This is a genomic window from Paucibacter sp. Y2R2-4, from assembly GCF_025717535.1.
Lineage (GTDB): Bacteria > Pseudomonadota > Gammaproteobacteria > Burkholderiales > Burkholderiaceae_C > Paucibacter_A.
Window position 1 is genome coordinate 15,138 of sequence record NZ_JAJIRO010000005.1, and the last position, 24,858, is coordinate 39,995.

The 24,858-nt window shown below is 62.3% G+C and carries 22 protein-coding genes; 12 read left to right on the top strand and 10 right to left on the bottom strand.

Features of this window, described 5'->3' with window-relative positions; genetic code table 11:
* Positions 1-32 precede the first annotated feature (32 nt).
* Genes LNV06_RS18490 through LNV06_RS18505 form a run of 4 tightly spaced genes read left to right on the top strand, consistent with a single transcriptional unit; the run spans position 33 to position 4,427 of the window.
* Positions 33-1,424 (top strand): YfcC family protein, encoded by a 1,392-nt coding sequence (locus LNV06_RS18490; RefSeq protein ID WP_263539781.1) that lies wholly within the window; start codon positions 33-35, stop codon positions 1,422-1,424.
* 2 nt (positions 1,425-1,426) lie between these two features.
* A complete protein-coding gene (locus LNV06_RS18495; protein ID WP_263539782.1) occupies positions 1,427-2,536 on the top strand; it encodes a GlxA family transcriptional regulator in 1,110 nt (369 codons plus the stop codon).
* The gene (gene astA, locus LNV06_RS18500) at positions 2,533-3,633 is read left to right on the top strand and encodes an arginine N-succinyltransferase (RefSeq protein ID WP_263539783.1); all 1,101 of its coding nucleotides are present in this window, start codon (positions 2,533-2,535) and stop codon (positions 3,631-3,633) included. Before LNV06_RS18495 ends, astA begins: the two co-directional genes overlap by 4 nt.
* Positions 3,630-4,427, top strand: a complete 798-nt coding sequence (locus LNV06_RS18505) for an arginine N-succinyltransferase (RefSeq protein WP_263539784.1) — start codon at positions 3,630-3,632, stop codon at positions 4,425-4,427. The genes astA and LNV06_RS18505 overlap by 4 nt, the downstream gene beginning before the upstream one ends.
* Positions 4,428-4,481: 54 nt before the next feature.
* Here the strand turns inward: LNV06_RS18505 and LNV06_RS18510 are convergent, their stop codons facing one another.
* Together LNV06_RS18510 and LNV06_RS18515 are read right to left on the bottom strand one after the other, a co-directional pair.
* Positions 4,482-6,527 carry a M13 family metallopeptidase gene (locus tag LNV06_RS18510; RefSeq protein WP_263539785.1) on the bottom strand — a complete coding sequence of 682 codons (2,046 nt, stop codon included), beginning with the start codon at positions 6,525-6,527 and terminating at the stop codon, positions 4,482-4,484.
* A gap of 117 nt (positions 6,528-6,644) precedes the next feature.
* Positions 6,645-8,708: a M13 family metallopeptidase gene (locus tag LNV06_RS18515; protein WP_263539786.1), complete on the bottom strand. Its 2,064-nt coding sequence runs from the start codon at positions 8,706-8,708 to the stop codon at positions 6,645-6,647.
* 213 nt (positions 8,709-8,921) lie between these two features.
* Between LNV06_RS18515 and LNV06_RS18520 the strand changes: the two genes are divergently transcribed.
* From LNV06_RS18520 to LNV06_RS18535, 4 genes are read left to right on the top strand one after another with little or no spacing between them, the layout of a single operon-like run.
* Positions 8,922-10,076: an MlaE family ABC transporter permease gene (locus LNV06_RS18520; RefSeq protein ID WP_411970142.1), complete on the top strand. Its 1,155-nt coding sequence runs from the start codon at positions 8,922-8,924 to the stop codon at positions 10,074-10,076.
* A gap of 12 nt (positions 10,077-10,088) precedes the next feature.
* A complete protein-coding gene (locus LNV06_RS18525; protein ID WP_411970143.1) occupies positions 10,089-10,949 on the top strand; it encodes an ABC transporter ATP-binding protein in 861 nt (286 codons plus the stop codon).
* Positions 10,950-10,954: 5 nt separating this feature from the next.
* Positions 10,955-11,935, top strand: coding sequence for an MlaD family protein (locus LNV06_RS18530; protein ID WP_263539789.1), 981 nt, complete (start codon positions 10,955-10,957; stop codon positions 11,933-11,935).
* Positions 11,932-12,549, top strand: a complete 618-nt coding sequence (locus LNV06_RS18535; RefSeq protein WP_263539790.1) for an ABC-type transport auxiliary lipoprotein family protein — start codon at positions 11,932-11,934, stop codon at positions 12,547-12,549. Before LNV06_RS18530 ends, LNV06_RS18535 begins: the two co-directional genes overlap by 4 nt.
* On the opposite strand, the gene LNV06_RS18540 is transcribed toward LNV06_RS18535, so the two are convergent.
* Positions 12,546-13,400: a J domain-containing protein gene (locus LNV06_RS18540; RefSeq protein WP_263539791.1), complete on the bottom strand. Its 855-nt coding sequence runs from the start codon at positions 13,398-13,400 to the stop codon at positions 12,546-12,548. The two genes, LNV06_RS18535 and LNV06_RS18540, sit on opposite strands and share 4 nt — an antisense overlap.
* A gap of 135 nt (positions 13,401-13,535) precedes the next feature.
* On the bottom strand, positions 13,536-15,686 hold the full coding sequence (locus LNV06_RS18545) for a sodium-translocating pyrophosphatase (RefSeq protein ID WP_263539792.1): 2,151 nt from the start codon (positions 15,684-15,686) through the stop codon (positions 13,536-13,538).
* A 289-nt stretch (positions 15,687-15,975) separates the two neighbouring features.
* Between LNV06_RS18545 and ppa the strand changes: the two genes are divergently transcribed.
* Entirely contained in the window at positions 15,976-16,515 is a 540-nt protein-coding gene (gene ppa, locus LNV06_RS18550; RefSeq protein WP_263539793.1) for an inorganic diphosphatase, read from the top strand.
* A 60-nt stretch (positions 16,516-16,575) separates the two neighbouring features.
* Here ppa and LNV06_RS18555 read toward each other — a convergent pair whose 3' ends face one another.
* On the bottom strand, positions 16,576-17,757 hold the full coding sequence (locus LNV06_RS18555; RefSeq protein ID WP_263539794.1) for a GNAT family N-acetyltransferase: 1,182 nt from the start codon (positions 17,755-17,757) through the stop codon (positions 16,576-16,578).
* A gap of 23 nt (positions 17,758-17,780) precedes the next feature.
* Here LNV06_RS18555 and LNV06_RS18560 point away from each other — a divergent pair, with 23 nt between their 5' ends.
* A complete protein-coding gene (locus tag LNV06_RS18560) occupies positions 17,781-19,478 on the top strand; it encodes an NAD+ synthase (RefSeq protein WP_263539795.1) in 1,698 nt (565 codons plus the stop codon).
* A 38-nt stretch (positions 19,479-19,516) separates the two neighbouring features.
* The gene (locus LNV06_RS18565; RefSeq protein WP_263539796.1) at positions 19,517-19,855 is read left to right on the top strand and encodes a P-II family nitrogen regulator; all 339 of its coding nucleotides are present in this window, start codon (positions 19,517-19,519) and stop codon (positions 19,853-19,855) included.
* A 19-nt stretch (positions 19,856-19,874) separates the two neighbouring features.
* Here the strand turns inward: LNV06_RS18565 and LNV06_RS18570 are convergent, their stop codons facing one another.
* The 5 genes from LNV06_RS18570 to LNV06_RS18590 are packed head-to-tail and all read right to left on the bottom strand — an operon-like array spanning position 19,875 to position 22,728.
* Complete coding sequence (locus LNV06_RS18570; RefSeq protein ID WP_263539797.1) at positions 19,875-20,258, bottom strand: diacylglycerol kinase; 384 nt, start codon at positions 20,256-20,258, stop codon at positions 19,875-19,877.
* Positions 20,255-20,800 carry an RDD family protein gene (locus tag LNV06_RS18575; protein WP_263539798.1) on the bottom strand — a complete coding sequence of 182 codons (546 nt, stop codon included), beginning with the start codon at positions 20,798-20,800 and terminating at the stop codon, positions 20,255-20,257. Before LNV06_RS18575 ends, LNV06_RS18570 begins: the two co-directional genes overlap by 4 nt.
* Positions 20,800-21,717, bottom strand: a complete 918-nt coding sequence (locus LNV06_RS18580; protein ID WP_263539799.1) for a DUF3106 domain-containing protein — start codon at positions 21,715-21,717, stop codon at positions 20,800-20,802. The genes LNV06_RS18575 and LNV06_RS18580 overlap by 1 nt, the downstream gene beginning before the upstream one ends.
* Positions 21,704-22,165 carry a DUF3619 family protein gene (locus tag LNV06_RS18585; protein WP_263539800.1) on the bottom strand — a complete coding sequence of 154 codons (462 nt, stop codon included), beginning with the start codon at positions 22,163-22,165 and terminating at the stop codon, positions 21,704-21,706. Before LNV06_RS18585 ends, LNV06_RS18580 begins: the two co-directional genes overlap by 14 nt.
* A complete protein-coding gene (locus tag LNV06_RS18590; RefSeq protein ID WP_263539801.1) occupies positions 22,162-22,728 on the bottom strand; it encodes an RNA polymerase sigma factor in 567 nt (188 codons plus the stop codon). Before LNV06_RS18590 ends, LNV06_RS18585 begins: the two co-directional genes overlap by 4 nt.
* 255 nt (positions 22,729-22,983) lie before the next feature.
* Between LNV06_RS18590 and LNV06_RS18595 the strand changes: the two genes are divergently transcribed.
* The gene (locus LNV06_RS18595) at positions 22,984-24,774 is read left to right on the top strand and encodes an acetolactate synthase 3 catalytic subunit (RefSeq protein ID WP_263539802.1); all 1,791 of its coding nucleotides are present in this window, start codon (positions 22,984-22,986) and stop codon (positions 24,772-24,774) included.
* Positions 24,775-24,858 lie beyond the last annotated feature (84 nt).

A 24,858-nucleotide genomic window follows, 5' to 3' on the forward strand; every position in this document is an offset into this window, starting at 1 on the left:
GTCCTCTCTCGAATGCAAGCGAATTGACACCCATGTCGAAATTGAAATTCCCCAATACCTTTGTGCTGCTGTTTGCGCTCTTGGCCTTGATCGCCTTGGCGACCTGGCTGGTGCCCGGCGGCCAATATGAGACGCAGATGGTCGATGGCAAGAAGGTCATCGTCGCGGGTTCATTCCATCAGGTCGCCAGCCAGCCGCAGGGCATTGCGGCGCTCTTGATGGCGCCCATCAAGGGCTTTGTCGAAGCGGCCTTGATCATTGGTTTTGTGCTGATCGTCGGCGGTGCTTTCTCGGTGCTGCAGCGCACCGAGGCGATTGACTCGATGATCAAGTCGGTGGCGCGGGCGCACACCCGCTCGGCCTTGGTGCGTGTGGCCCTGATTCCGGTCTTCATCACCTTGTTCTCGCTGGGTGGCGCCACCTTCGGCATGGCGGAAGAGGCGATTCCTTTTGTGCTGATCTTCATTCCGCTGGCCCTGGCACTCAAGTACGACACCATCGTCGGCGTGTCGATTCCCTTTGTGGGCTCGCAGATCGGTTTCGCCACCGCCTTCTTGAACCCCTTCAATGTGGGTGTGGCCCAGAGCATTGCCGGCGTGCCGATGTTCTCGGGCATTGGCTACCGCCTGCTGTGCTGGGCCATTGCCACCACGCTGACGATCGCGTTCTTGATGTGGTACGCCGCACGTATCAAACGCCAGCCCGAGTTGAGCCCTTGTTTTGAAATGGACCAGCTCAAACGCCAGCAACTTGATTTGAGCGCATTCGAGCGCTTCACCGGCATGACCCTGCGTCACAAGCTGGTCTTGTCGGTCTTCGTATTGACCTTGGCCGTGATGATCGCTGGCGTGGTCAAGTTCGGCTGGTACATCGAAGAGATCGCCGCACTGTTCCTGCTGATGGCCATCGTCGTCGGGGTGATTGGGCGTTTGGATGCCGAAGATTGGGTCGCCAGCTTCATGGCAGGCGCCAAAGACTTGGTGAGCACCGCCTTGGTGATCGCCTTGGCCAAAGGCACGGTGGTGCTGATGCGTGACGGCCACATCATCGACACCCTGCTGAACGCGCTGGTGCCTTTTGTGGAGTCCAGCAGCCCGATCTTCTCGGCGCAGAAGATGTTCTTGATCCAGACGGTGATCAACTTCTTCATCCACTCAGGCACCGGTCAGGCAGCGCTCACCATGCCCATCATGGCGCCGCTGGCCGATTTGGTCGGCGTGAGCCGGCAGACCGCCATCCTGGCCTTCCAGTTCGGCGAGCTCACCACGCCGGTGATCCCGACCTCGGGCATCACCGTGGGTGTGCTGGCCCTGGCGGGAATTCCGTGGACGAAATGGGTGCGTTGGATGCTGCCGCTGCAAATGATTTATTTGGTGATGGCTTTGGTCTTGCTGGCCGTTCCCTCTCTCATCCATTGGCAGTGAGCGTGCATGCACGCGTTTGCATGGAGGCCGAAGCGGCGGGCCTGAATTACAGTGCAGCGGTGAATCGCAGCCCCAAGCTCCCCAGCCTGAACGAGTCCCTGATCGCGGCGTCACAGCCGGACCCGGCTTCCGCCGTGCTTGCGCGCCGCTGCGGCTTCTTGCTGCTGGACGGTGCGCGCTTGCTGCCCCTGGCCGGGGTCTTGGAGGCCTTGCAACTCGCCAATACCTTGCAAGCCGAGGCTTGCTATGAGGCCACGCTGCTCAGCGCGGATGGAGCGGGCGTGCACTGCGGCTCGCTCCGCTTGGCGACCGAGGCGGCGCTGGCCTCCAGCGGCTGGCAAATGATCTTTGTCGTGGCCGGTGAGGGCAGCGAAGCCCCGGCTGACTTGCTGCATTGGTTGGGCGCTCAGGCCAATGCCGGTGTTGCTTTGGCGGGTATTGATGGCGGCAGCGCTGTTCTGGCCGAGGCGGGCTTGCTGGACGGCGAACGCGCCACGGTTGATGGCCATTTGCTGGAGGCCTTGCAAGAAGACTTCCCCGCCGTGGTTTGGAGCGGCAATGTCTGGGAGATGAATGCCAAGGCCAGCCGTCTCAGCTGTGCGGGCGGCAGCGCTAGCCTGGATTTGACCCTGGCCTGGTTGGGGGGCTTGCATGGCGAGCGCTTGGCGCAAGACCTGACCCTCGGCCTTGGTCTGGAGCGCCTGCGCGGCCGCGATGAGCGCCAGCGCCGGCCCTCGGCCGAGCAGGGCGGCGGCAGCCCCAAGCTGGCCGAGGCCCTGAGCCTGATGGAAGCCAACTTGGCCGAGCCCTTGCCCACCGAAGAGGTGGCGCGTTTGGTGGGCGTGTCGCGGCGCCAGCTGGAACGCTTGTTCAAACAGCATCTCGACGCTTTGCCTTCGCGCTACTACCTGGAGCTGCGTCTGAACCGGGCACGCCGGCTCTTGCAGCAGAGCAGCCAGTCGATTTTGCAGATCGGTCTGTCCTGCGGTTTCTCTTCAGGCCCGCATTTTTCCAACGCCTACAAGGCGCATTTTGAGAAGACACCGCGCGATGAGCGCAGCCAGCGCGCCGCCGCATGGCGCCGTCCCGCAGGAGAGCACAGCGCATCATGACTCGAGACCAAGCCCTTGTTTTACGCCCGGTGGCGCTTGCTGATTTACCGGCGCTGGAGCGCATTGCCGCCGCCACCGCTGATGGCATCAGCTCCTTGCCCAGTGACAGCCAAAAGCTGCGGGTGCGCATCGAGCGCTCGCTGCAGGCCTTTGGCAGCCTGGACGATGCCAGCGGCGAAGAAACCTATCTTTTTGTGCTGGAGGATAGGGCTCGCGGTGAGGTGGTGGGCTGCAGCGGCATTGCGGCCAGCGCGGGATTTCACGACCGCTTCTACAGCTACCGCAATGAGTTCGTGGTGCATGCCAGCGCGGCTTTGGGCGTCAGCCAGCGCATGCACACCTTGCATCTGTGCCACGACCTGACCGGCTACACCTTGCTCACTTCGTTTTTCATCTCACCCGACTATGCGCAAAGCCTGGCGCCGCAGCTCCTGTCGCGCGCCCGCTTGCTCTTCATCATGCAGTACGCCGAGCGCTTCAATGAGCGCATCGCCGCTGAGAACCCTGGCCTGGCCGACGAGGCGGGCCAGAGTCCGTTCTGGGATGCGGTGGGTCGGCGCTTTTTTGATATGGACTACCCGCAGGCCGAGCAAGTGACCGGTGGTCGAAGCAAGGCCTTTATTGCCGACCTGATGCCGCATTCGCCGATCTATGTGCCCTTGCTGCCGGAGGCGGCGCAGTTTGCGATTGGCCAGCTGCACCCGGTCGGCGAGCTGCCGTTTTCGATGCTGCAAGACGAGGGTTTTGATGCCGACACCTATATCGACATCTTTGACGGCGGCCCCACGGTGGAGGCCAGCTTGGGCCTGCTGCGCAGCGTGCGCCAAGCTCGCCGGCTGAGTCTGCACGATGAACCGCTGGACCATGCGCAGGCGCGTGCTCAAGCGCTGGCCCAGGGCCCGCTGGCCTGGCATATCGCCGTCAACGCAGATCGAGCGGGCTTTCGTGCCGTCTTGGCTGAGTTGCCGGTGAATGCCATGAGTCTGTCGCGCGGCCATGAGGTGTTGGCGCGGCTGGGCCTCAACTCAACAACAGGTTCAGCGAACCTACTGGTGAGTGTGCTCGGCGATGAATTGAACGAGGGAGCCCAGGCATGAGCACGCTGCGACCCCAGTCCGGCCAAGACCTGCTTGTGCGCGGCTGGCTTGAAGAGGACCGCGCCCAGCTGCAAGGCTGGCGCAATCAAAGCGGCACGCCGCTGAGCTTGCCGCCGGCCAAGCCGGAGGAGGGCTCGTTCCAAGCGGAGGGCGAATGGCTGGTGCTGGCCGATGCGGCCAGTGCTTTGCCGCAGGCCTGCTTGCGCTTGGTGCCGAGGCTGGGCCTGCAGATGCCGCGCTACAGCTTCCACCTCGGACGCGTGGTCCATGCAGCCGCGGAGTTAGGCCTGTTCCGCGCCCAGTCCACCCTGATGCTGGGCAATGACCACACAGGTGAGAGCGAGTTGGCCGATCTGGCCTGCGCACCGGGGCTGGATGCCGCAGCGCAAGAGGCCTTGTTGAGCAAACTGATCCAGGCGGCTTTGCTCAGAATCGCTGAGTCCAATGAAACGTGGGGCGAACGCCTGATCGTGGAGCTGGCGGGGCCGCGCGATCCGCTCAGCGGGGTCTCGCCCTTCTGGCAGGGCCTGGGCGCGCATTTCTATGTGGGTGATCCGCTGACGGCCCAGAGCCGCCTCGGGGCCGCCTGGCGCAGCCATTTGGCCGCGCTCTTGCCGCGCCAGACGGTTTACTTGTCCTTTTTGAGCGAGGCCGCTCAAGCGGCGGCCGGCCAGGTGGGCTTGGCCGGATTGTCAGCTGCTCGCGCCCTGGCTGCGCAGGGCTTCGGGCCCTCGCAACACATCGCCATCGATGATGGCGGGCCGGTCTGGGAATTGCGTTTGACCAAGCCCTGAGCTGAAGCAGGTTCAGGCCCAGGGCTTGGTTCAATGGCTTGGCTCAGGTGGTGATTACCAGATCTTGATGCGCTCGGCGGCCGGCTTGTGCATCTTGTCGCCGGGCTTGGTCTCGAAGGCTTGGTGGAAGCCGTCGTGATTGATGGCCGTGCCATTGGCGCGGAACTCGCCGGGTGAGTGGGGATCGGTGGTCAGCATTTGCAAAGCGCGCTCTTCGCGGGCCTTCTCGCGCCAGACTTGCGAGAAGCCCAGGAAGAAGCGTTGCTCGCCGCTGTGGCCACCAATCACGGCCGAGGGCTTGCCGCCCAGCGAGCGCTGATAGGCCTTGTAGGCGATCTGCAGGCCCGACAAATCGGCGATGTTCTCGCCCAGGGTCAGCTTGCCATTGAGCGTCTTGCCGGGAATGGGCTCGTAGGCGCCGAACTGCGCCACCAAGCGGTCGGCAATGCCCTCGAAAGCCTTGCGGTCGGCCGGCGTCCACCAGTTGCGCAGCACGCCATTGCCGTCGTACTGGCTGCCCTTGTCGTCAAAGCCGTGGCTGATTTCATGGCCGATCACCGCGCCGATGGCGCCGTAATTGACTGCATCATCGGCATTCATGTCGAAGAAGGGCGGTTGCAGAATCGCCGCCGGGAACACGATCTCGTTGTTGAAGGGGCTGTAATAGGCGTTCACGGTCTGCGGGGTCAGCCACCATTCGGCGCGGTCCACCGGCTTGCCGGCCTTGGCGACCATGCGGGCCCATTGGAAGGTGCCCGAGCGCTCGGCATTGCCGAAGGCATCGCCGGCGCGCACGTCCAGCTTGCTGTAGTCGCGCCACTTTTCGGGGTAGCCGATCTTGGTGACGTATTTGGACAGCTTGTCCTGCGCTTCGGCCTTGGTTTGGGCGCTCATCCAGTCCAGGCTGTTGATCGAGTCTTTGTAGGCCGCCATCAGGTTGTTCACCAGGGTCTGCATGCGGGCCTTGTAGGCAGGCGGGAAGTGGCGGGCCACGTAGAGTTCGCCCAGCGCTTCGCCCAGCGCCGCATTGGTCTCGGTGGTGGCTTTTTGCCAGCGCGGCAGCTCGGACTTGGCGCCCGTCAAGGCTTGGCCTTGGAAGGCGAACTTGGCATCGCGCAAAGGCTTGGGCAGCACCTCGGCATAGCTGCTCAAGGCATGCAGGCTCAGATAGAGCTGCCAGTCCGCCAGCGACTGTTCTGCCAGCAGTTGCGAGATGGCGGCAATGGCGCTGGGTTGCGAGACCGAGATGCTGGCCGTGTCGCCCAGGCCGGCGTTCTTCATGAAGCCAGCCCAGTCAAAGCCCGGTGCCAGTGCAGCCAATTCTGCTGGTGTCATCGGGTTGTAGGTTTTGACCGGATCGCGGTTGTCGACCTTGTCCCATTGCACGGTGGCGATGCGCTCTTCCAGCGCCATCACCTGCTTGGCCGCAGCGACTGGATCTCTTTGGCCGATTTGGCCGGCCAAAGTGCTCAGATAGGTCTGATAGGCCTCGCGCGCCTTGATCATGCGCGCGTCGTCTTTCTTCAAGTAGTAGTCGCGGTCGGGCAAGCCCAGGCCGCTCTGGGTCAGGCGAACGCCATTGATCAAGGGCGTTTTGGAGTCGGCCATGACGAAGACGCGCACCGGCGAATTGCTGCGCGTCGGGTTGGCGCCCAGCCAGGCGGCCAATTCGGCCTTGGACTTGATGGCCTGGATGCTGGCCAGCAGCGGCTGAATCGGCGCCAGGCCCAGCTTGTCGATGCGGGCAGTGTCCAGATAGCTGCTGTAGAAGTCGCCAATCTTTTGGGCATTGCTGCCAGCGGCCTGCGGCTTGGCGGTGAGCTCGTCGATCAACTGACGCACATGCGCATCCGACTGGTCGCGCAGCAACTCAAAGCTGCCATAACGCGATTTGTCAGCGGGGATCTCGGTGCTTTTGATCCAGCCGCCGTTGACGGCCTTGAACAGGTCGTCTTGAACGCGCACGCTCTTGTCAAAGCCGGCGAGATCGAGCCCGGCTTGTGGAATAGACGCAGCGGCAGGAGCTGGGGCGGCGGCATGGCTGGCGCAAGCGATGTGGACCAGCAAGGCCAGAGTCGAGAACTTTTGGACAGCGTTCATGAAGAGGGTGCTTTCTTGAATCTTGGATGGAAACAGAGAACAGAAAAAACAGCGCCCGATGCGCTTGTGGCTCAGCGGGCGCGGGGAGGGTAGGAGAGGGGACTCAGGCTTGGGCCATCACCAGATGCGGATGCGTTCGCCGCTGGGCTTGAAGAGTTTGTCGCCGGGCTTGGTGCCAAAGGCCTGATGGAAGGCGTCGTGGTTGACGACGCCACCGTTGGCGCGGAACTCGCCGGGTGAGTGGGGATCGGCCGTCAGCTGTTGCAGCATTTGTTGCTCGCGCACTTTGGTGCGCCAGATTTGACCAAAGCCCAGGAAGAATCGTTGCTCGCCGGTGTAGCCGGCTTGCACGGGCGCAGGCTTGCCGCCCAGCGAGCGTTGGTAGGCTTTGTGGGCAATTTGCAAGCCGGACAAATCGGCGATGTTCTCGCCCAGGGTGAGCTTGCCGTTGACGTTCTTGCCGGGCAGGGCTTGGTAGCCGTCGAACTGAGCGGCCAGGCGTGCGCCCAGTTCGCTGAAGGCCTTGGCGTCGGCCTCGCTCCACCAATTGCGCAACATGCCGTCGCCATCGTATTGAGCGCCCTGGTCATCAAAACCGTGGCTGATTTCGTGGCCGATCACCGCGCCAATGCCGCCGTAATTGACGGCGTCATCGGCATTCAAATCAAAGAAGGGCGGCTGCAGAATGGCGGCGGGGAAGACAATCTCGTTGACGGTTTCGTCGTAGTAGGCGTTGACGGTTTGCGGCGTCATGCCCCATTCGCTGCGGTCCACCGGCTGGCCGGCCTTGGCCACTTCGCGGGCCCAAGCAAACTGCACGGCGCGTTGGCGATTGCCCAGCGCGTCGCCCGACTTGACTTGCAGAGCGCTGTAGTCGCGCCATTTGTCCGGATAGCCGATCTTGACGGTGTACTTGGAGAGTTTTTCTTGCGCCGCTTTTTGAGTGGCGGGGCTCATCCAAGACAAGCCTTGGATCGACTCTCCGAATGCGGCCATCAGATTCGCCACCAGCCCCTGCATGCGGGCTTTGTGGGCGGGGGTGAAGTGCTCGGCCACATAGAGCTTGCCGATGGCCTCGCCCAGGGCCTCGTTGACCTCGGCCGTGCCTTCTTGCCAGCGCGGCAGCGCCGTCTTGGTGCCGCGCATGGCCTTGCCGTGGAAGGCGAAGCTGGCTTCGCGGAAGGCCTTGGGCAGCACCTTGGCATTGGCGTTCAGCGTGTGCAGCTTGGCGTAAAGCTTCCAGTCCTCCAGTGGCGCGTCGGCAAAAAGTTTGGCGATGCCGATGGCGGCGCTGGGCTGGGTGACCGAGAGCTTGTCGATCTTGCTCAACTGGGCGGCGGCGAAGTAGCTGGCCCAGTCAAAGCCCGGCGCCTGCGCAGCCAACTCGGCCGGCGTCATCGGGTTGAAGGTCTTTTGCACATCGCGGTTGGCCACCGCATCCCAGTGCAGTTCGGCAATTTTGTGTTCCAGGGCCAGCACACGCTTGGCGGCCTCGGCGGGCTTGGCTTCACCGCTCAGGCGGGCCAAGGTGCTTAAGTAGTGCAGATAGTCGGCGCGGGCCTTGGCCATGCGCTTGTCGCTGCGGTTGACGAAGTAGTCGCGCTCCGGCAGCCCCAAGCCGCCCTGAATCGCACGCACTCGGTTCACCAGCGGCTCTTTGGCATCGGGCGCCACGTAAAGGTTCACCGGGGTGTCCAGCACGCCTTGTTGGCGGCCCAGCCAGGCGGCGAGCTGTTGGCGGTCTGCAATGGCCGCGATCGCTTGCAGCTGCGGCTGCAAGGCCTTCAGACCGGCTTGGTCGATGGCGGCGGTGTCCATGAAGCTGGCATAGAAGCTGCCGATTTTTTGCTCATTGCTGCCCTCTTGCTGAGGCTTTGCGGCCAGGCGCTCCACGATGGCGCGCACATGGGCGTCCGACTCGTCTCGCAGCATTTCAAAACTGCCGTGCGAGCCCTTGGAGGCGGGAATCTGCGCCCGCTTCAGCCAGCCGCCATTGGTGGCACGGAACAAATCGTCTTGCACCCGAACGCTGGGGTCAAAGTTGCTCAGGTCCAGACCGGGGGCAGCTGCGCTGCCGAGGCTGGCTTGAGCTTGCTTGTCCGTGTTTTGGGGGGCGGCCGCCTGACTCAGGCCCGCGCATTGAAGCAATAGGGCCAGGGTGCAAAGTTTGAAGGAGTTCATGGATCGCTTAGATCTTGGGTTTGGAAGAGCTGCCTTTTGGGCAAGGCCGCAAGCCTATCTGTCTGAGGGCAGGGTGTCTAAAGTCAGGCACCGGGGCTTTCCCGAATTATCAAGCCACTTTTTCGCAACACTGGCCGGCTCGCCATGCGCGGCGCAGCAGCACTTAAACCGCACATCAAGGCTATGCTGCAAGTCATCAAGATGGAGCAGTGGATGGCGTCAGTCGATCCCGCGTCCGAGGGCGGCGCGCAGACCCCCAGCAGTGTTTTGCCCTCACTCCGAGCCGGCCGAGAGCCCGATGGCCGCGGCGTGGTGCGCCTCGCAGGGGACTGGAGTCTGTTGCCGCTGCGCGAGCATTTTGAACCCCTGGCCGAGCAGGCCGCTGGCTTGGCCACGAGTTGCGAGCGCTGGGATTTGAGCGCGCTGGAGCGCCTGGACAATGCCGGCGCTTTGCTGCTGTGGGGCGCTTGGGGCAAGAAGCTGCCGACGGATCTGGTCTGGCGACCTGAGCATCAGGCCATGTTCTCTAAGTTGCAGGTGCCGGTGCCGCCGCGGCGGGTCAAGCGGCGACTGCCCCCCAGTGTGGACGCTTTTGGCCGCGACCTGCTCTTGCTGGCCGACCATCTGCTCAGCGCCACTCGCCTGCTGGGTCAATTGGTGCTGGACTGCCAGTACTTGTTGCGGCATCCGGGTCTGATTGCCTGGCGCGATACCTCAGCGCATATCTACCGCACCGGGGCGCAGGCTCTGGGCATCACCGCCTTGGTGGGCTTTCTGGTCGGGGTGACGCTGTCCTACCTGACCTCGCGCCAGTTGCGTGTGTTTGGCGCTGATGTCTACGTCATCAATATTCTGGGCCTGAGCGTTTGGCGCGAGCTGGGGCCCTTGCTGGCGGCGATTTTGGTGGCGGGCCGCAGCGGCTCGTCGATGACGGCGCAGCTCGGCGTGATGCGGGTGACGCAGGAACTCGACGCTTTGTCGGTGATGGGCATCTCGCACACCATCCGTTTGGTGCTGCCCAAGATGGCTGCTTTGTCGCTGGCCATGCCCTTGGTGGCCTTGTGGACCAGCGGCATGATTTTGGCCGGCGGCATGGTGGCGGCGCATGCCACCTTGGGCCTGGAATACCAGCAGTTCCTCGACGGCATTCCGGCCGTGGTGCCCGAGGCCAATTTGTGGCTGGGTCTGGGCAAGGCGCATGTCTTCGGCCTTTTGATCGCTTTTGTGGCCTGCCACTTCGGCCTGCGCATCAAACCCAATAGCGAGAGTCTGGCGATCGGCACCACCAGTGCAGTGGTCAGTTCGATCACGGTGGTGATCATTGCCGACGCCTTGTTCGCCATCATCTTTCAGGAACTGGGCATTTGAATGGGCTCAGGGCTGAACATGGCTGCGGACGCGCCGGTGATCGAGGTGCAGCAAGTCACCACGGTGCTGGGGCGCGCGGTGATCCATTGCGACTTGAGTCTGCACGTGAGATCGGGCGAGGTCTTGGCCATCATCGGCGGCTCCGGCAGCGGCAAGACCACCTTGCTGCGCCTGATGCTGGGTTTGCTGCAACCCTCAGCCGGCACGGTGCGCATCTTCGGCCAGGCCCTGAGCGACAGCGATGTCAATGCCCTGGCCGAGGTGCGCAATCGCTGGGGCGTGCTGTTCCAGCAGGGCGCGCTGTTCTCGGCCCTGAGCGTTTTTGACAATATCGCCTTGCCCTTGCGCGAATTGAAGGCGGTCCCTAAGCGCTTGCTGAATGACTTGGTGATGTTGAAGCTGCATCAGGTGGGCCTGAATGCGGCCGATGCCTTGAAGATGCCGGCCGAGCTGTCGGGCGGCATGATCAAACGCGTGGCGCTGGCGCGCGCCTTGATCATGGACCCAACGCTGCTGTTTCTGGACGAGCCCACCGCCGGTCTGGACCCGGCCAGCAGCAAGCGTTTTGTCAATTTGATCGAAGACTTGCGCAGCGAAATGAAGCTGACCGTGGTGATGGTGACGCATGATGTGGACACCTTGTTCGCCTTGGTGGACCGGGTGGCTGTCTTGGCCGAGCGGCACCTGGTCGCGATTGGCAGCTTGCAAGAAGTGGTGCGGCAGCCGCATCCATTCATTCAGGAGTTTTTCCTGGGTCATTTGGACGAATGCGCCGAAGACCATATTCGAAAGTACCGCGCCAGCCTGCGCAGTTCGCCAAGGGCCACCGTGCCCGAGATGGGTCCGAAACAAGCCCGCATTCTTGAGGAGTGAGCCCTATGGAAAATCGCGCCCATGCCTTGGCCACCGGCCTCTTCATCTTGTTGCTGGGCGCCGCCCTGGCGGTGGTGGCGGCCTGGTTTCAGGGCGACCAGAGTGAGCGGGTCAGCTACATCATCGTGGCGCGCAGCGGTGTGCCGGGCTTGAACGTCAAGGCTCCGGTCAAGCTGCGCGGCGTGATGGTGGGCAAGGTTGAGAAGATTGATTTTGATCCGGCAGACTCGCGCCGCATTCTCATCACCATTCGGGTCGCCAAGTCCGCGCCCTTGACCCAGGCCACACAAGCACGACTGGGTTACCAGGGCATCACCGGCCTGTCTTATGTCGATCTGTCCGAGCCCGAAGGGCAAGACCTGGCCCCCTTGTTGACGGCTAAGTCGCCGCCGCTGGAACTCACGCCCTCGATGTTGGATCGGCTCAGCAATTCGGGGCCGCAATTGATGGAACGCATCAGCGAGGTGACGGTGCGACTGAACACCTTGCTGGGCGATCAGAATCAACAGAACTTTGGCCGCGCTTTGACTGGCATTGCTGAGGCCTCGACGGGCGCCGCACGGCTCAGCCAGGCCTTGCAGCCCACCGCCCAGGCGCTGCCCGCGCTGACCGAGCAGACGCGGGTGTTGCTGCGTGATGCCGGGGTGGCTATGAAGAGCTTTGAGTCTTTGAGTGCCCAGTCGACTCTGTTGGTGCAGGACTTGCGCGAGCGCAGCCAAGAACTTCAGCGCCTGGGACAGGCGGCCACACAAGTGCAGACCACGATGCAGCGGCTAGAGCTGGCGCTGGTGGGGCCGAACCGAGTTCGCACCACGCCCTTGTTTGAGGACTTCAGCCAGGGGGCAAGGGCCGTCGAGCGGGCCGCGAACGATTTGGGTGAGCAGCCACAAAGCCTGATTTTTGGCCGTGCCCTGCCACCAGCGGGGCCGGGTGAGTCGGGCTTTGATGCCCGCAGCAAGAGCAGCCAAGCGGAGGCCTCGAGATGAGTTCAGAAAAGCACTTCATGGCTTCGGGAACTCGCCGCTTGGGTCTGAGCATGCTGCTCTGCTTGAGCGCTTGTTCCCTCAGCAAGCCCGAGCCCTTGCTCCTGTTTGACCTGGGTCCGACGCCCTCGGTGGTGTCGAGGGCCGCAAGCCCCGGCGCTTTGCCGCCAGTGCTTTGGGTGGACGTCAGCGCGCCAAGCTGGCTGGCGAGTACGGGCATTGCCTATCGGCTGGACTACGCCGATCCGCTGCGCCGCGAGGTTTACCGGGACAGCCGCTGGGCCGCGCCGCCCGCCGCCTTGCTGGCGGAGCGCCTTAGGCAGCGACTGGCGGCGGAATCGACGCCGGCTGCAACGCGCGCGGCAACTGTTCCCATGCCTTTGCGTCTGGAGCTGGAAGAGTTCGGCCAGAGCTTTGCCTCACCCAGCCAGTCACAGGTGCGCATTCGCGTGCGGGCCCGCTTCGGCGACGGGCCCACGCAGCGGCAGCAGGTGTTTGATTGGGCGCAGCCGGCGCCATCGGCCGATGCCCGCGGCGCGGTGCAGGGCCTGAGTCAGGCGAGTGATCAGCTGTTGGGGCAGGTGTTGGCTTGGCTGTCCAGCACCGCGGTGAACTAGCCGGCCGTGGCCGCCGCGCCCATGCGGTCAATGCGTTGGCGTACAAAGGCTTCGGCCAGATCGGACTCGGGCTGCAGGCGCTGGCCGATGTAGAGCTCTTTGCGGCGCTCGGCGATCTGCGTACTGAGGCGATTGAGCATCACCGTGAAAGGGTCCAGCCCCTTGGCCTCGGCCTTGCTGATGGCCTGCCAAAGCTGGTGCATCGGGTGTGCGTTCAAAGCCACCGTGTGGGCTTGCACCACCCGCAAGCGGCCTTGTACGACCTGTTCGCAGCGGCCCAGCCAGGTGCGCAAAGCATCGGCATTGCCACCGGTGACCCGCACCGGGTCTTCGCCTGCGGCCAGCAGCAACTGCTCCAGCTGCGCCCGGTTTTCCGCTGCATAAGCTTCATTCACCAGCATCATGCGTTGCTCGCGGGAGCGGCGATCACTGTCGTCGGAGGCAAAGTCCGGATGCAAACGCATGGCGGCGCGTCGGTACAGCGTCTTGAGGCTGGGCGGCGCGATTTCGGTCCAGCCGCCGGGCGGCTCGGGCGGCAGGGGCGTACCGGAGGGCAATTGCGGCAGCACCGGCATGGCGGTGGCTTGCGGGGCTCGCGGCGAGTGAGCGACGATGCCGTTGCGCCGCAGCGCCTCGGCCAAGTAATTGGTGGCGCAGTGCAGCTGCGACTCCAGCGCATCCAGCTCCAGATAAGCGGCTCCCAGGGTCTGCACATAGCGGTCGCAAAAGCGCTGGACCTGTGTACGCAGATCCACAAAGGCCTGCTCCTGCACCTGCAAATAGCGCTGCAACTCGCCCAGTTGCGAGCGGCGGCGTTCCAGCCCAAGCCTCGCAATCACTGTGTTTGTCATGAGCTTTGGCGTCCCCCTAGTCCTGGGCGCTATTGTGGCCTGCCTGCTGCGACGCTGAAAGTAGAAACAGCCCGCATGCGGGCTGTTTTTTCCTGGGGCAGATCCTGATCGCTCAGGGGCCTCGTTTGCTAGGCCTCAAGGTTGCGCGGCGGACGCGCTGCTGGCTGGGGCCTCGGCCATCGCAGGCGAGCTGGCGGTCATTGCTGCTGTGTGCGGCGCCGGATCGGCGGCCTTGTGCGCGCCGGTCTGCATCGGCAACAGCGGCACGATCAGCAAGGCCACGATATTGATGATCTTGATCAGCGGATTGACGGCCGGGCCTGCGGTGTCCTTGTAGGGGTCGCCCACGGTGTCTCCGGTAACAGCCGCCTTGTGCGCTTCAGAACCCTTGCCGCCATGGTGGCCGTCTTCGATGTACTTCTTGGCGTTGTCCCAGGCGCCGCCGCCGGTACACATCGAGATGGCCACGAACAGGCCGGTGACGATGGTGCCCATCAAAAGGCCGCCCAAAGCGGCAGGGCCGAGCAAGAGGCCCACGATCACCGGCACCACCACGGGCAGCAGCGAGGGGATGATCATTTCCTTGATGGCGGCGGTGGTCAGCATGTCGACCGCGGTGCCGTATTCGGGCTTGCCACTGCCGTCCATGATGCCCTTGATGTCGCGGAACTGGCGGCGCACTTCCACCACCACGGCCCCGGCGGCGCGGCCCACGGCTTCCATGGCCATGGCGCCGAACAGATAGGGGATCAGGCCGCCGATGAAAAGGCCCACGATCACCTTGGGGTCGCTCAGGTCAAAGGCCACATGCATGCCGCGCGCTTCCAGCGAGTGGGTGTAGTCGGCGAACAGCACCAGAGCGGCCAAGCCGGCCGAGCCGATGGCATAACCCTTGGTGACGGCCTTGGTGGTGTTGCCCACGGCGTCCAGCGGGTCGGTCACATCACGAACGCTGGCCGGCAACTCCGACATTTCGGCAATGCCGCCGGCGTTGTCGGTGATGGGGCCATAGGCGTCCAGCGCCACCACGATGCCGGCCATGCTCAACATCGAGGTCGCAGCGATGGCAATGCCGTAGAGGCCGCCCAAGTGGTACGCAGTCAAGATCGCCACGCAGACGAACAGCACCGGCCAGGCGGTGGAGCGCATGGATACGCCCAGGCCGGCAATGATGTTGGTGCCATGGCCGGTGGTGGAGGCTTGCGCGATGTGCTTGACCGGCGAGTACTGCGTGCCGGTGTAGAACTCGGTGACCCAAACCAGGGCTGCGGTCAACACTAGACCGACGGCGCATGCGCCGAACAGGCGGATGCGGGTGCCGGCGCCCAGGGCGTCATCGGGCACGACCGCATTGGTGACGAAGTAGAAGGCGATCAGCGAGAGCACGCCGGCGACGGCCAAGCCTTTGTAGAGCGCCGGCATCACGTTCTTCATGCCCGGCGAGGCCTTGACGAAGTAGCAGCCAATGATGGACGCGATGATGGACACGCCGCCCAACATCAGCGGGTAGAGGATGGCGGCCATCGGCGCGGCAGTCACCATCAGCGCGCCCAGGGCCATGGTGGCGATCAAGGTCACGGCGTAGGTCTCGAACAAGTCGGCGGCCATGCCGGCGCAGTCACCGACGTTGTCGCCCACGTTGTCGGCAATCACGGCCGGGTTGCGCGGGTCATCCTCGGGGATGCCGGCTTCCACCTTGCCCACCAGGTCAGCGCCGACGTCCGCGCCCTTGGTGAAGATGCCGCCGCCCAAACGGGCAAAGATCGAGATCAAGGAGGAGCCAAAGGCGAAGCCGAGCAGGGGCTTCAAGGTGGTCGGGTCGATCTTCTCGCCGCCGCTCAGAAACCAGAAGAACAGGCTAACGCCCAAAAGCCCCAGGCCCACCACCAGCATGCCGGTGATGGCGCCGCCCTTGAAGGCAACGTCTAGCGCTGGGCCAATGCCCTTGGTGGCGGCTTGCGCGGTGCGCACATTGGCGCGCACCGACACATTCATGCCGATGAAGCCACAAGCGCCGGAGAGCACCGCGCCCAAGACGAAACCGACGGCGGACATGGTGTCCAAAAAGACCGCAATAAGAATAGCCAGCACCAGGCCGACGGCGGCGATGGTTTTGTACTGCCTTGCCAGATAAGCGGCCGCACCCTGCTGGATGGCCGCGGCGATTTCCTGCATGCGGGCATTGCCCGCATCCTGACTCAAGATCCAACTTCTCTGAATGAAGCCGTACAAGACAGCTGCCAGGCCACAGGCCAGGGCGAAATACAGCGCCAAACTCGTCGACATGTACATGTCTCCTCTTGTTTTATCTGCCGTTGGTGAAGTGCGGATGCGGCCGGCTAACGAGATCAGCCCACGGTGAGTGAGGCTGGACGCAAGACGCGGGACGCTGGAATTGATGCTACGAGAAGGCAAGCCGGCAGCGCAATTGCGATTCGTGGGTGTTTACCCAGTGAATGCGGGTAAACGATGCGCTAGGTCAAGGCAGTTTTCCGCCCTGCGCGCCAGCCGCCCGTCAGTTTTGGGCAAGGCCTGCCCTTAGAATCCGGGTTTCCCCTCGTCGAGCCTATTCACCATGAGCCTGCACAACGTCACTCCCGGCGCCAAAGCGCCCGAACAGTTCAATGTCATCATCGAAATTCCGATGAATGCGGACCCGATCAAGTACGAGGTTGACAAGGAAACCGGCGCGATGTTCGTCGACCGGTTCATGACGACCGCGATGCACTACCCCTGCAACTACGGCTACATCCCCCAGACCCTGTCGGACGACGGAGATCCGGTGGACGTCTTGGTGATCACGCCCTTCGCGCTGACCCCTGGTGTGGTGGTGACCTGCCGCGCCATTGGCGTTCTGAAGATGGACGACGAAGCGGGCGGCGACGCCAAGCTGCTGGCCGTGCCCATCGACAAGATCTTGCCGATGTACCAGCACTGGCAAAAGCCTGAGGATGTGAACCCGATGCGCCTGAACGCCATCAAGCACTTCTTCGAGCACTACAAGGATCTGGAACCCGGCAAGTGGGTCAAGGTTCAAGGCTGGGAAGGCCCTGAAGCCGCCAAGGCCGAGATCTCCTCCGGCATTGCTGCCTACGCCAAGGCCCAGCAAGCCTGATCAGTTGCATCTCGTGTGCAGACAAGAGCGCCCCGCGCGAGCCGGGCGCTCTTTTTCATTTCAGGCCGAGCTTTGCTCGGTGGCTTTGAAGGGCAGATGGGACTCCAGCTCGTTCACATAGCCGCGCATGGCTTGGCCTTCTTGAGCCAAAAAGTCAGCCACCGCCTGGCTGAAGTCCGGATGGGCCAGCCAGTGGCTGGAAGATGTGCTCACCGGCAAAAGCCCGCGCGCCATCTTGTGCTCACCCTGGGCGCCGCCTTCAAAGCGCTCGTAGCCCTTGTCGATACACCAGGCCAAAGGCTGGTAGTAGCAGGCGTCGAAGTGCAGACAGGACACCGGCTCGGTGCAGCCCCAGTAGCGCCCGTAGGCTTGGCGGCGCTGCGGATCCACGGCGATCAATGAGGCGGCGACCCGCTGCTCGCCTCGTTTGGCAATGAAGAGCAGCCAGTGCGGTGCCATGCGCTGCGCCATCTGACCAAAGAATTCGTGGCTCAGATAGGGCGTGCTGTGGTGGGCGCGGTAGGTCAGCTGGTAGCAGTGATAGAAAAAGTCCCAATCGGCCTCGGTGATTTGAGGGCCTTCGCGGACTTCAAAAACAATGCCGGCCTCACGCACCCGACGCTGCTCTTGCTGGATCTTCTTGCGCTTGTCCCGCTGCATTGCGGCGAGGAATTCGTCAAAGCTTGCGAAGGGCAGAGGGCTGCGGTTTTGCCAGTGAAACTGCACGCCACTGCGTTGTAGCCACCGCTGGCTGTTGGCGGCTGCTAGGTCTGCGGCATCACCGAACAGCAGGTGCGCTGATGACAGTCCTTGCTGCTCTGCCAAGGCCTGCAAACCGCGCAAGAGCAATTCGCGGCTGTGGGCGTCTTGGGCCAGCAGCCGGCTGCCCGGCACCGGGGTGAAGGGCACGGCCACCAGCAGCTTGGGGTAGTAGGCCAGCCCATGGCGGCGGTAGGCATCGGCCCAGGCCCAGTCGAACACATACTCACCGTAGGAATGGCTCTTCAGATAGGCCGGGCAGGCGGCAACTAACTCATCACCTCGACTGAGGCTGAGGAACTGGGGCTGCCAGCCGGTCTCGGCCGTGGCGCTGCCAGACTCATGCAGGGCTTGCAAATACTCCAGGCGCATGAAAGGGCTGGGCGATGCCTGCTGCGCCAGCAGCGCATTCCAGGCCTCCAGCGGCAGCTCGCCCGGCTCGGTGTGAACCCGAATGACATAATCAGCCGAGCTGTTTTTCATCTTTGATTCTTCATCTCTACGTCATGCCCTTGATCGCCGCACTTGCCCAAATCAATGTCACTGTCGGTGATCTCGCAGGCAATGCGAAAAAAATTGTCGAGTTCGGTCGCCGTGCGCATGCGGCAGGCGCCCGGCTGCTGTTGACGCCTGAGCTGAGTCTGTGTGGCTATCCGCCGGAAGACCTGTTGCTGCGGCCGGCCTTTATGCAGGCTTGTGATGAGGCATTGCGCGGCATTGCCGAAAGCTTGGCGGATTGCGAGGGCTTGCATGTGGTGGTGGGGCATCCGCATCAAGAGCAGGGTCAGCGCGATCTTAGGTCCAAGAGTTGGGCCGTGCCGGCGCGTTTCAATGCAGCCTCAGTGCTGGCAGGGGGACAGGTCTTGCAGACCTATTGCAAGCGTGAATTGCCCAATTACCAAGTCTTTGACGAGCGCCGCTATTTCATCTCGGGCCGCGACGCGGGTGCTGCGCCAGTGGTGTTCGAAGTCGAGGGCCAGCGCTTTGGCTTGTTGATCTGCGAGGACGCTTGGTTCGACGAACCGGCCCGTGCCGCCAAGGCTGCGGGTGCGCAAGTGCTGTGCGTCTTGAATGCCTCGCCTTTCCATCTGGGTAAGGTGCAAGAGCGCGAGCAACGCATGGCGGAGCGCGCACGTGATGTGGGTTTGCCGCTGCTTTATGCCCATTTGGTGGGCGGGCAAGACGAGGTGGTGTTTGACGGCGCCTCTTTCGCCCTGGATGCGAGGGGCGAGTTGGCGGCGCGCGCGCCGGTCTTTGAGGAGGATTTGACGCTGATCGAACTTACGCCCGCAGGTGGCGTCAGCGGTCACATCGTGCCTTTGCCCAGCCTAGAAGCGCAGGCCTGGGCGGCGCTGGTGACCGGCGTGCGCGATTACATCGGCAAGAACGGCTTCCCCGGCGCCTTGATCGGCTTGTCGGGTGGCATTGATTCGGCCTTAGTATTGGCGGTGGCTGTGGACGCGCTGGGCGCCGACAAGGTGCGCACCGTCATGATGCCTTCGCCTTATACCGCCGATATCTCCTGGATCGATGCGCGCGATATGGCAGCGCGCCTGGGCGTGCGCTACGACGAAAAGTCCATCGTGCCCATGTTCGAGGCCTTCAACGCCAGCTTGGCGGATGAATTCAAAGGGCTGGCGCTGGATGCCACCGAGGAAAACATCCAAGCCCGCATCCGTGGCACTTTGCTGATGGCTTTGTCGAACAAGTTCGGCTCCATCGTGCTGACCACCGGCAACAAGAGCGAAATGGCCACCGGCTACTGCACCTTGTACGGCGATATGGCGGGCGGTTTTGCGGTCATCAAAGACGTGGCCAAGACCTTGGTGTTCCGTCTGGCGCGTTGGCGCAATCAGCAGCCGACGCTGCGCCTGGACGGCTCGGTGTTCACCACCGACCCGGTGATCCCTGAGCGCATCATCACCCGGCCGCCTTCGGCTGAATTGCGTCCTGACCAAAAAGACCAGGACAGCCTGCCGCCTTATGAGGTTTTGGACGCGATCTTGTCGCGCTATATGGAAGAGGATCAGTCCTTGGCGGAGATCGTGGCGGCGGGTTTTGACGAAGCCGATGTCGAGCGGGTCACTCGGCTGATCAAGATCAATGAATACAAACGCCGCCAGGCGCCGATCGGCATTCGCATCACGCACCGCGCTTTTGGGCGCGACTGGCGCTATCCGATTACATCGAAATTCCGTGCTTAAATCGCGGCCAAGTCCAGACCCTTTTCGGAGTTTTCCCCATGAAGCAGATCACCGCCATCATCAAGCCCTTCAAGTTGGATGAGGTTCGCGAATCCTTGGCCGAGGTCGGCGCATCGGGCTTGACCGTGACCGAGGTGAAAGGCTTTGGCCGCCAGAAGGGCCATACCGAGCTCTACCGCGGCGCTGAATATGTGGTGGACTTCTTGCCCAAGGTGAAGGTGGAAGTGGTGGTCAAGGACGACGATGTGGAGCGCTGCATCGACGCCATTCTGAAGGCCGCCAAGACCGGCAAGATTGGTGACGGCAAGATCTTCGTCACGCCGGTGGAGCAAGTGGTGCGTATTCGCACCGGTGAGACCGACGAAGAGGCGGTCTAAAGCCCTGGGGCAGCGCGAGTTATTGCAGGGCCAGGCGCTGCCAAAGCGCCGCGCCCCAAATGCCGGCGCTTAGCAGCAAGCTGAGCAGCACGGCTGCGCTGGCCAAGTCTTTGGCCCGCTTGGAGAGGTCGTGCAGTTCAAACGACACGCGGTCAATCGCCGCTTCGATGCCTGAGTTCAAGAGCTCAACAATCAAGACCAGCATCAAAGAGCCCAGCAGCAGGGCGGTCTGAACCCAGTCTCGGCCCAGCCAAAAGGCCAGCGGCGTGGCGACCACCAGCAGCCAGACTTCTTGCCTGAATGCGCTCTCTCCGGAGTAGGCAGCTCGTAGGCCGGCAAGTGAGTAGCCGGTGGCTCTCAGAATCCTGTCAAAGCCGGTGCGGCCTTTATAGGGATTGCTCATCGCTTCTTGGGGCGCTGCGTCGGTAGCTGCGTGATCAGCCGTGTTGCGCACAAAGCGTCATGCAAGAACTGCCGCTGTGGATGCAACAGGGCCAAGGCGGCATAGATCAGCACCCCGGCGATCATGCTGCCAAAGAGGGCTGCGGCGCCATGCAAGTCCATCAACCAGCCGAACAAGAGTGCCGGCAAGAACCACAGCCAGCTGAGCGCATAGCGCGCCAAGGCGCGGCCCTGAGTCAAGGCTTGACCCTGTGCATCCACGACGCGGATATGCCAGGCCTTCATGGCGACCGTTTGTCCGCCGTGCGTCCAGAACCAGCAAAAGTAGACCGCCAAGACGATGAACAAAAAGCCCTGCAAAGCATGTTGACCCTGCAGCGCATGGCGTTGTTGGGTGAGGGCTGAAAACAAATAGCCCGATATAAAAACGAGCCCGAATAGCAGCACGCCTTCGTAGATGAAGGCGGCCATGCGGCGGGCTAGGCCTGGGTAGTTCGGGGCGGCTGCGAGCGGCTGATCCGCTGAGTCTTGGGCAAGGGGCATCAGCTGGTCGGCTTCGTATCGATGTTGCGCTTCTTGGGCAGCAAGGTCTTGCTGTCCACCATTTCGGGCTGGGCCAAGATCTTGGTCTCGCCGGCTTGCTGATGGGCCGTCAGGAAGCGGCTGCTCGTCATCAAAACCGTGGTGGCGCCGGGCTTGGCTTGCAGCAGCGATGCCGCCACGGGTTTAGGCGCAAGGCCGGGTACCGACGCAGGAACCAGATTCGACTTGGCTTGGGTGGCGCTCACCGTACTCTTGCCGATGGCCGAGCTCAATAACTTGCTGCTTTGTTGTTCCTGCTTTTGCGCCGCTTTTTCGGCCAAATGCTGGCGCTGCTCGGCCGGAAGTGCCTGGTAAGCCTCCCATTTGGCTTGGCGGGCATCTGCATCGATCTTCTTTGCGACTTGGAAGCCAATTCGCGCTTCTTGCCTTTGGGCGGGGCTCAGTCGCGCCCAATCTCGCATGCGCTCTTGCATACGGCCCTGATCTTCCGGTGCCAGAGATGAAAAGCGGGTCGCCACTTCCAACCATTGGCTTTTTCGTGCGGCATCCAAGTCGTTCCAGTCGGCTTCCAGCGGCGCAAGAATTTGCCGTTGCGCCGGGCTCAAGGCGGGCCAATTCGGAGCAGGCAGCAAGCGTGCAGGCCCAGTGACAGCTGCGGCCGGTGTCGGCGCAATGGCTGCAGGTTTGGGTCTTGAAAGCTCGGCCGCCGGGCTCACGGCCGGCGGAGTGCTTGTTGCCGCACTGGCCGTAGCCTCGGCCGTCTGTGCCTCCTGCTGGCACCAAGCTGCAGAAACAAAAGCCAGGCCCAAGGTGGCAAGCAAGCCGTGGCTCCAGCGCTTATGCCTTGAGGCTACTGAATCCTTGAGGTTCAAAGACTTGCGCGCATCTCGCATGAACAAGCCGTCACTCTTGCTCATCGCTGAGGTATTCCTTGAAACCTGGGTCGCTATAGGCCGCAGGCGGCAATTTGTCGGAAAGCAAGCCGGTATCCAGTTCCGCTGCGGCGAGCACTTGCTCGTACCAATGGCTTTGCTGAATCAGCCACATGCCCAGCACCAAAAGGAGCAAGGGAAACAGAGTGCTGAACTTTTGCCAACGTGGCGTTGAGCTTTGGCCCAAGACCAGGGAGGGTCCGGCGCCCATGACCACCGTATTTGGTGCGGCCTGCACTTGTGCGGTGCGGGCGCTGCGCGCCTTGAGCAGCGCTTGCTCGCGCGCGAAGCGAAGGCGCTCCGACACGCCATCCGGCAGGGAATCGCTTTGTTCACTCAAACCAGCGGCCACGCGCAAGCCAAAACGGGTCGCCTGAGTGTTCAGGCGGGTCTGTGCGTCTTGTGCAAACTGCGCTTTGTATGACTCATTCATAGCGTGATCCCCTTGGCCTTCAGTGATTTTGCCAATGTGTGCGTGGCTCGAGAACAGTGGGTTTTTACACTGCCTTCGGAGCATCCCATGACAATTGCCGTCTCTGCGACGTCCATCTCCTCCCAGTAACGCAGCAGGAAGGCTTCGCGTTGACGTGCGGGCAACTCGGCAACTTCTGATTCGATAACCTGCAATATCTGTGCCCGGGAAACCTCGTCGGCAGCACTCAGTGCACCGAGGGCGCCGTCCTGGCTTTCCAGCATCTCCAAGAGGTTGAAATCACCGTCTGGATCGCTGGAGTCAAAGTCCGACATGTTTTGCATGACGGCACTGCGCACCTTTTTTCGCCGGAACCAGTCCATGGTGGCGTTGGAAAGGATGCGCTGAAACAACAGCGGCAATTCAGCTGCCGGGCGATCGAAGTATTTTTCCGCCAGCTTGATCATGGCGTCTTGCACGATGTCCAGGGCCGCATCGTCGTCGCGAACCATATAGGCGGTGCGCTTGAAGGCCCGTCGGTCGACCGTGCGTAGAAAATCGTTGAGTTCTTTGTCGGTGGCCAAGGAGGGTGCGGGACGGGCCCGATGCAGGCAAAACAGCGCGAATTATTGCATTGTGGGAGCGCACTCTAGTCGTCTTGCACGAATGCTTGCAAACTCCAGTGCATAATGCTGCTTCGCACAATGAACATCTGGTCTCAGTTTGGCCGCCCGACCGGGGCACCATCTCTTTGATCGCGCAGGTTCCGAGTCCACCTCACAAGGGTGCGAGTAGGAGCACCAATGGTTTTTCGTTAGAGAAATTCACAAAGGTTCGAAATGGACATGTCTAGCGCGGAAGTCAAGCGTGCCCACGCGGCACAGCCTCATTCCCAAAGTAATTCTTCTTCCTCTGAGCTGAATGGCTCCGAGATCTTGGTTCGTTGCCTGCAAGCCGAAGGTGTTCAATACCTTTGGGGCTATCCAGGCGGCGCAGTGCTCTATATCTACGACGCACTGTACAAACAAGAAACCATCCAACACGTTCTGGTGCGTCACGAGCAGGCGGCTGTGCATGCCGCTGACGGTTATGCCCGCGCCACTGGCGATGTGGGTGTGGCTCTGGTGACCTCGGGTCCGGGTGTGACCAATGCCATCACTGGCATTGCCACCGCCTATATGGATTCCATCCCCATGGTGATCGTGACCGGCCAAGTGCCCACGCCCGCCATCGGTCTGGATGCCTTCCAGGAGTGCGACACCGTTGGCATCACTCGCCCCATCGTCAAGCACAACTTCCTGGTGAAGGATGTGCGCGATCTGGCGATGACGATGAAAAAGGCCTTCCACATTGCCCGCACCGGCCGTCCCGGTCCGGTGGTGGTGGACATCCCCAAGGATGTCTCGATGGCCAAGTTGGGCTCCGCTTTTGAGTACCCGCGCCATGTCGAGATGCGTTCCTACAACCCGGCGCGCAAGGGTCACTCGGGTCAGATTCGCAAGGCGGTGCAACTGCTCTTGCAGGCCAAGCGGCCCTATATCTATTCCGGCGGCGGCGTCATCCTCGGCGAAGCCTCGGCCGAGTTGCGTGAGTTGGCCAATCTGCTCGGTTATCCCTGCACCAATACCTTGATGGGCCTGGGGGCCATCGCCTCCAGCGATCCCAAATTCCTGGGCATGCTGGGCATGCACGGCACTTACGAGGCCAATATGACCATGCAGCACTGCGATGTGTTGCTGGCCGTCGGTGCTCGATTTGATGACCGCGTGATCGGCAACCCCAAGCACTTCGCCCAGGTCGAGCGCAAGATCATCCATGTGGACATCGACCCCTCTTCGATCTCCAAGCGGGTGCGGGTGGACATCCCCATCGTCGGTGACGTGAAGGATGTGCTGCAGGAACTGATCTTCCAAATCAAGGAAGCGCAGGCCAAGCCTGATTCGGACTCCATCAATGCTTGGTGGAGCCAGATCAATGAGTGGCGCCGCCGTGAATGCCTGGCCTACAAGACGTCCAGCGATGTCATCAAGCCGCAGATGGTGGTCGAGACCTTGTGGAACCTGACCAAGGACCGCGACACCTATATCACCTCGGATGTGGGGCAGCACCAGATGTGGGCGGCTCAGTTCTATCGCTTTGAAGAACCGCGTCGTTGGATCAACTCCGGCGGGCTGGGCACCATGGGCGTGGGCTTGCCTTATGCCATGGGCATCAAGCTGGCCAAGCCCGAGTCGGACGTCTTCTGCGTCACCGGCGAAGGCTCTATCCAGATGTGCATTCAGGAACTCTCAACCTGCTTGCAGTACAAGACACCGGTCAAGATCGTCTCCTTGAACAACCGCTACCTGGGCATGGTGCGGCAGTGGCAAGAGCTCGACTATGGCAAGCGCTACTCGCACAGCTATATGGAAGCGCTGCCTGACTTCGTCAAGCTGGCCGAAGCCTATGGCCATGTGGGCCTGCTGGTGGAGAAGCCCGGCGATGTTGAAGGCGCTTTGAAAGAAGCGATTCGCCTGAAGGACCGCACGGTCTTTCTCGACATCCGCACCGATCCGACCGAGAACGTCTGGCCCATGGTCCAGGCGGGCAAGGGTATTTCGGAAATGCGTCTGGGGTCTGAGGACCTGTGAGGAGCTGAAGTCAGGCCTGTTGCCTTGGCGTTACCGCGCCGGGTGATGGGTCTGGCGGATTCGCCTTATTCAGCCTTGACCATA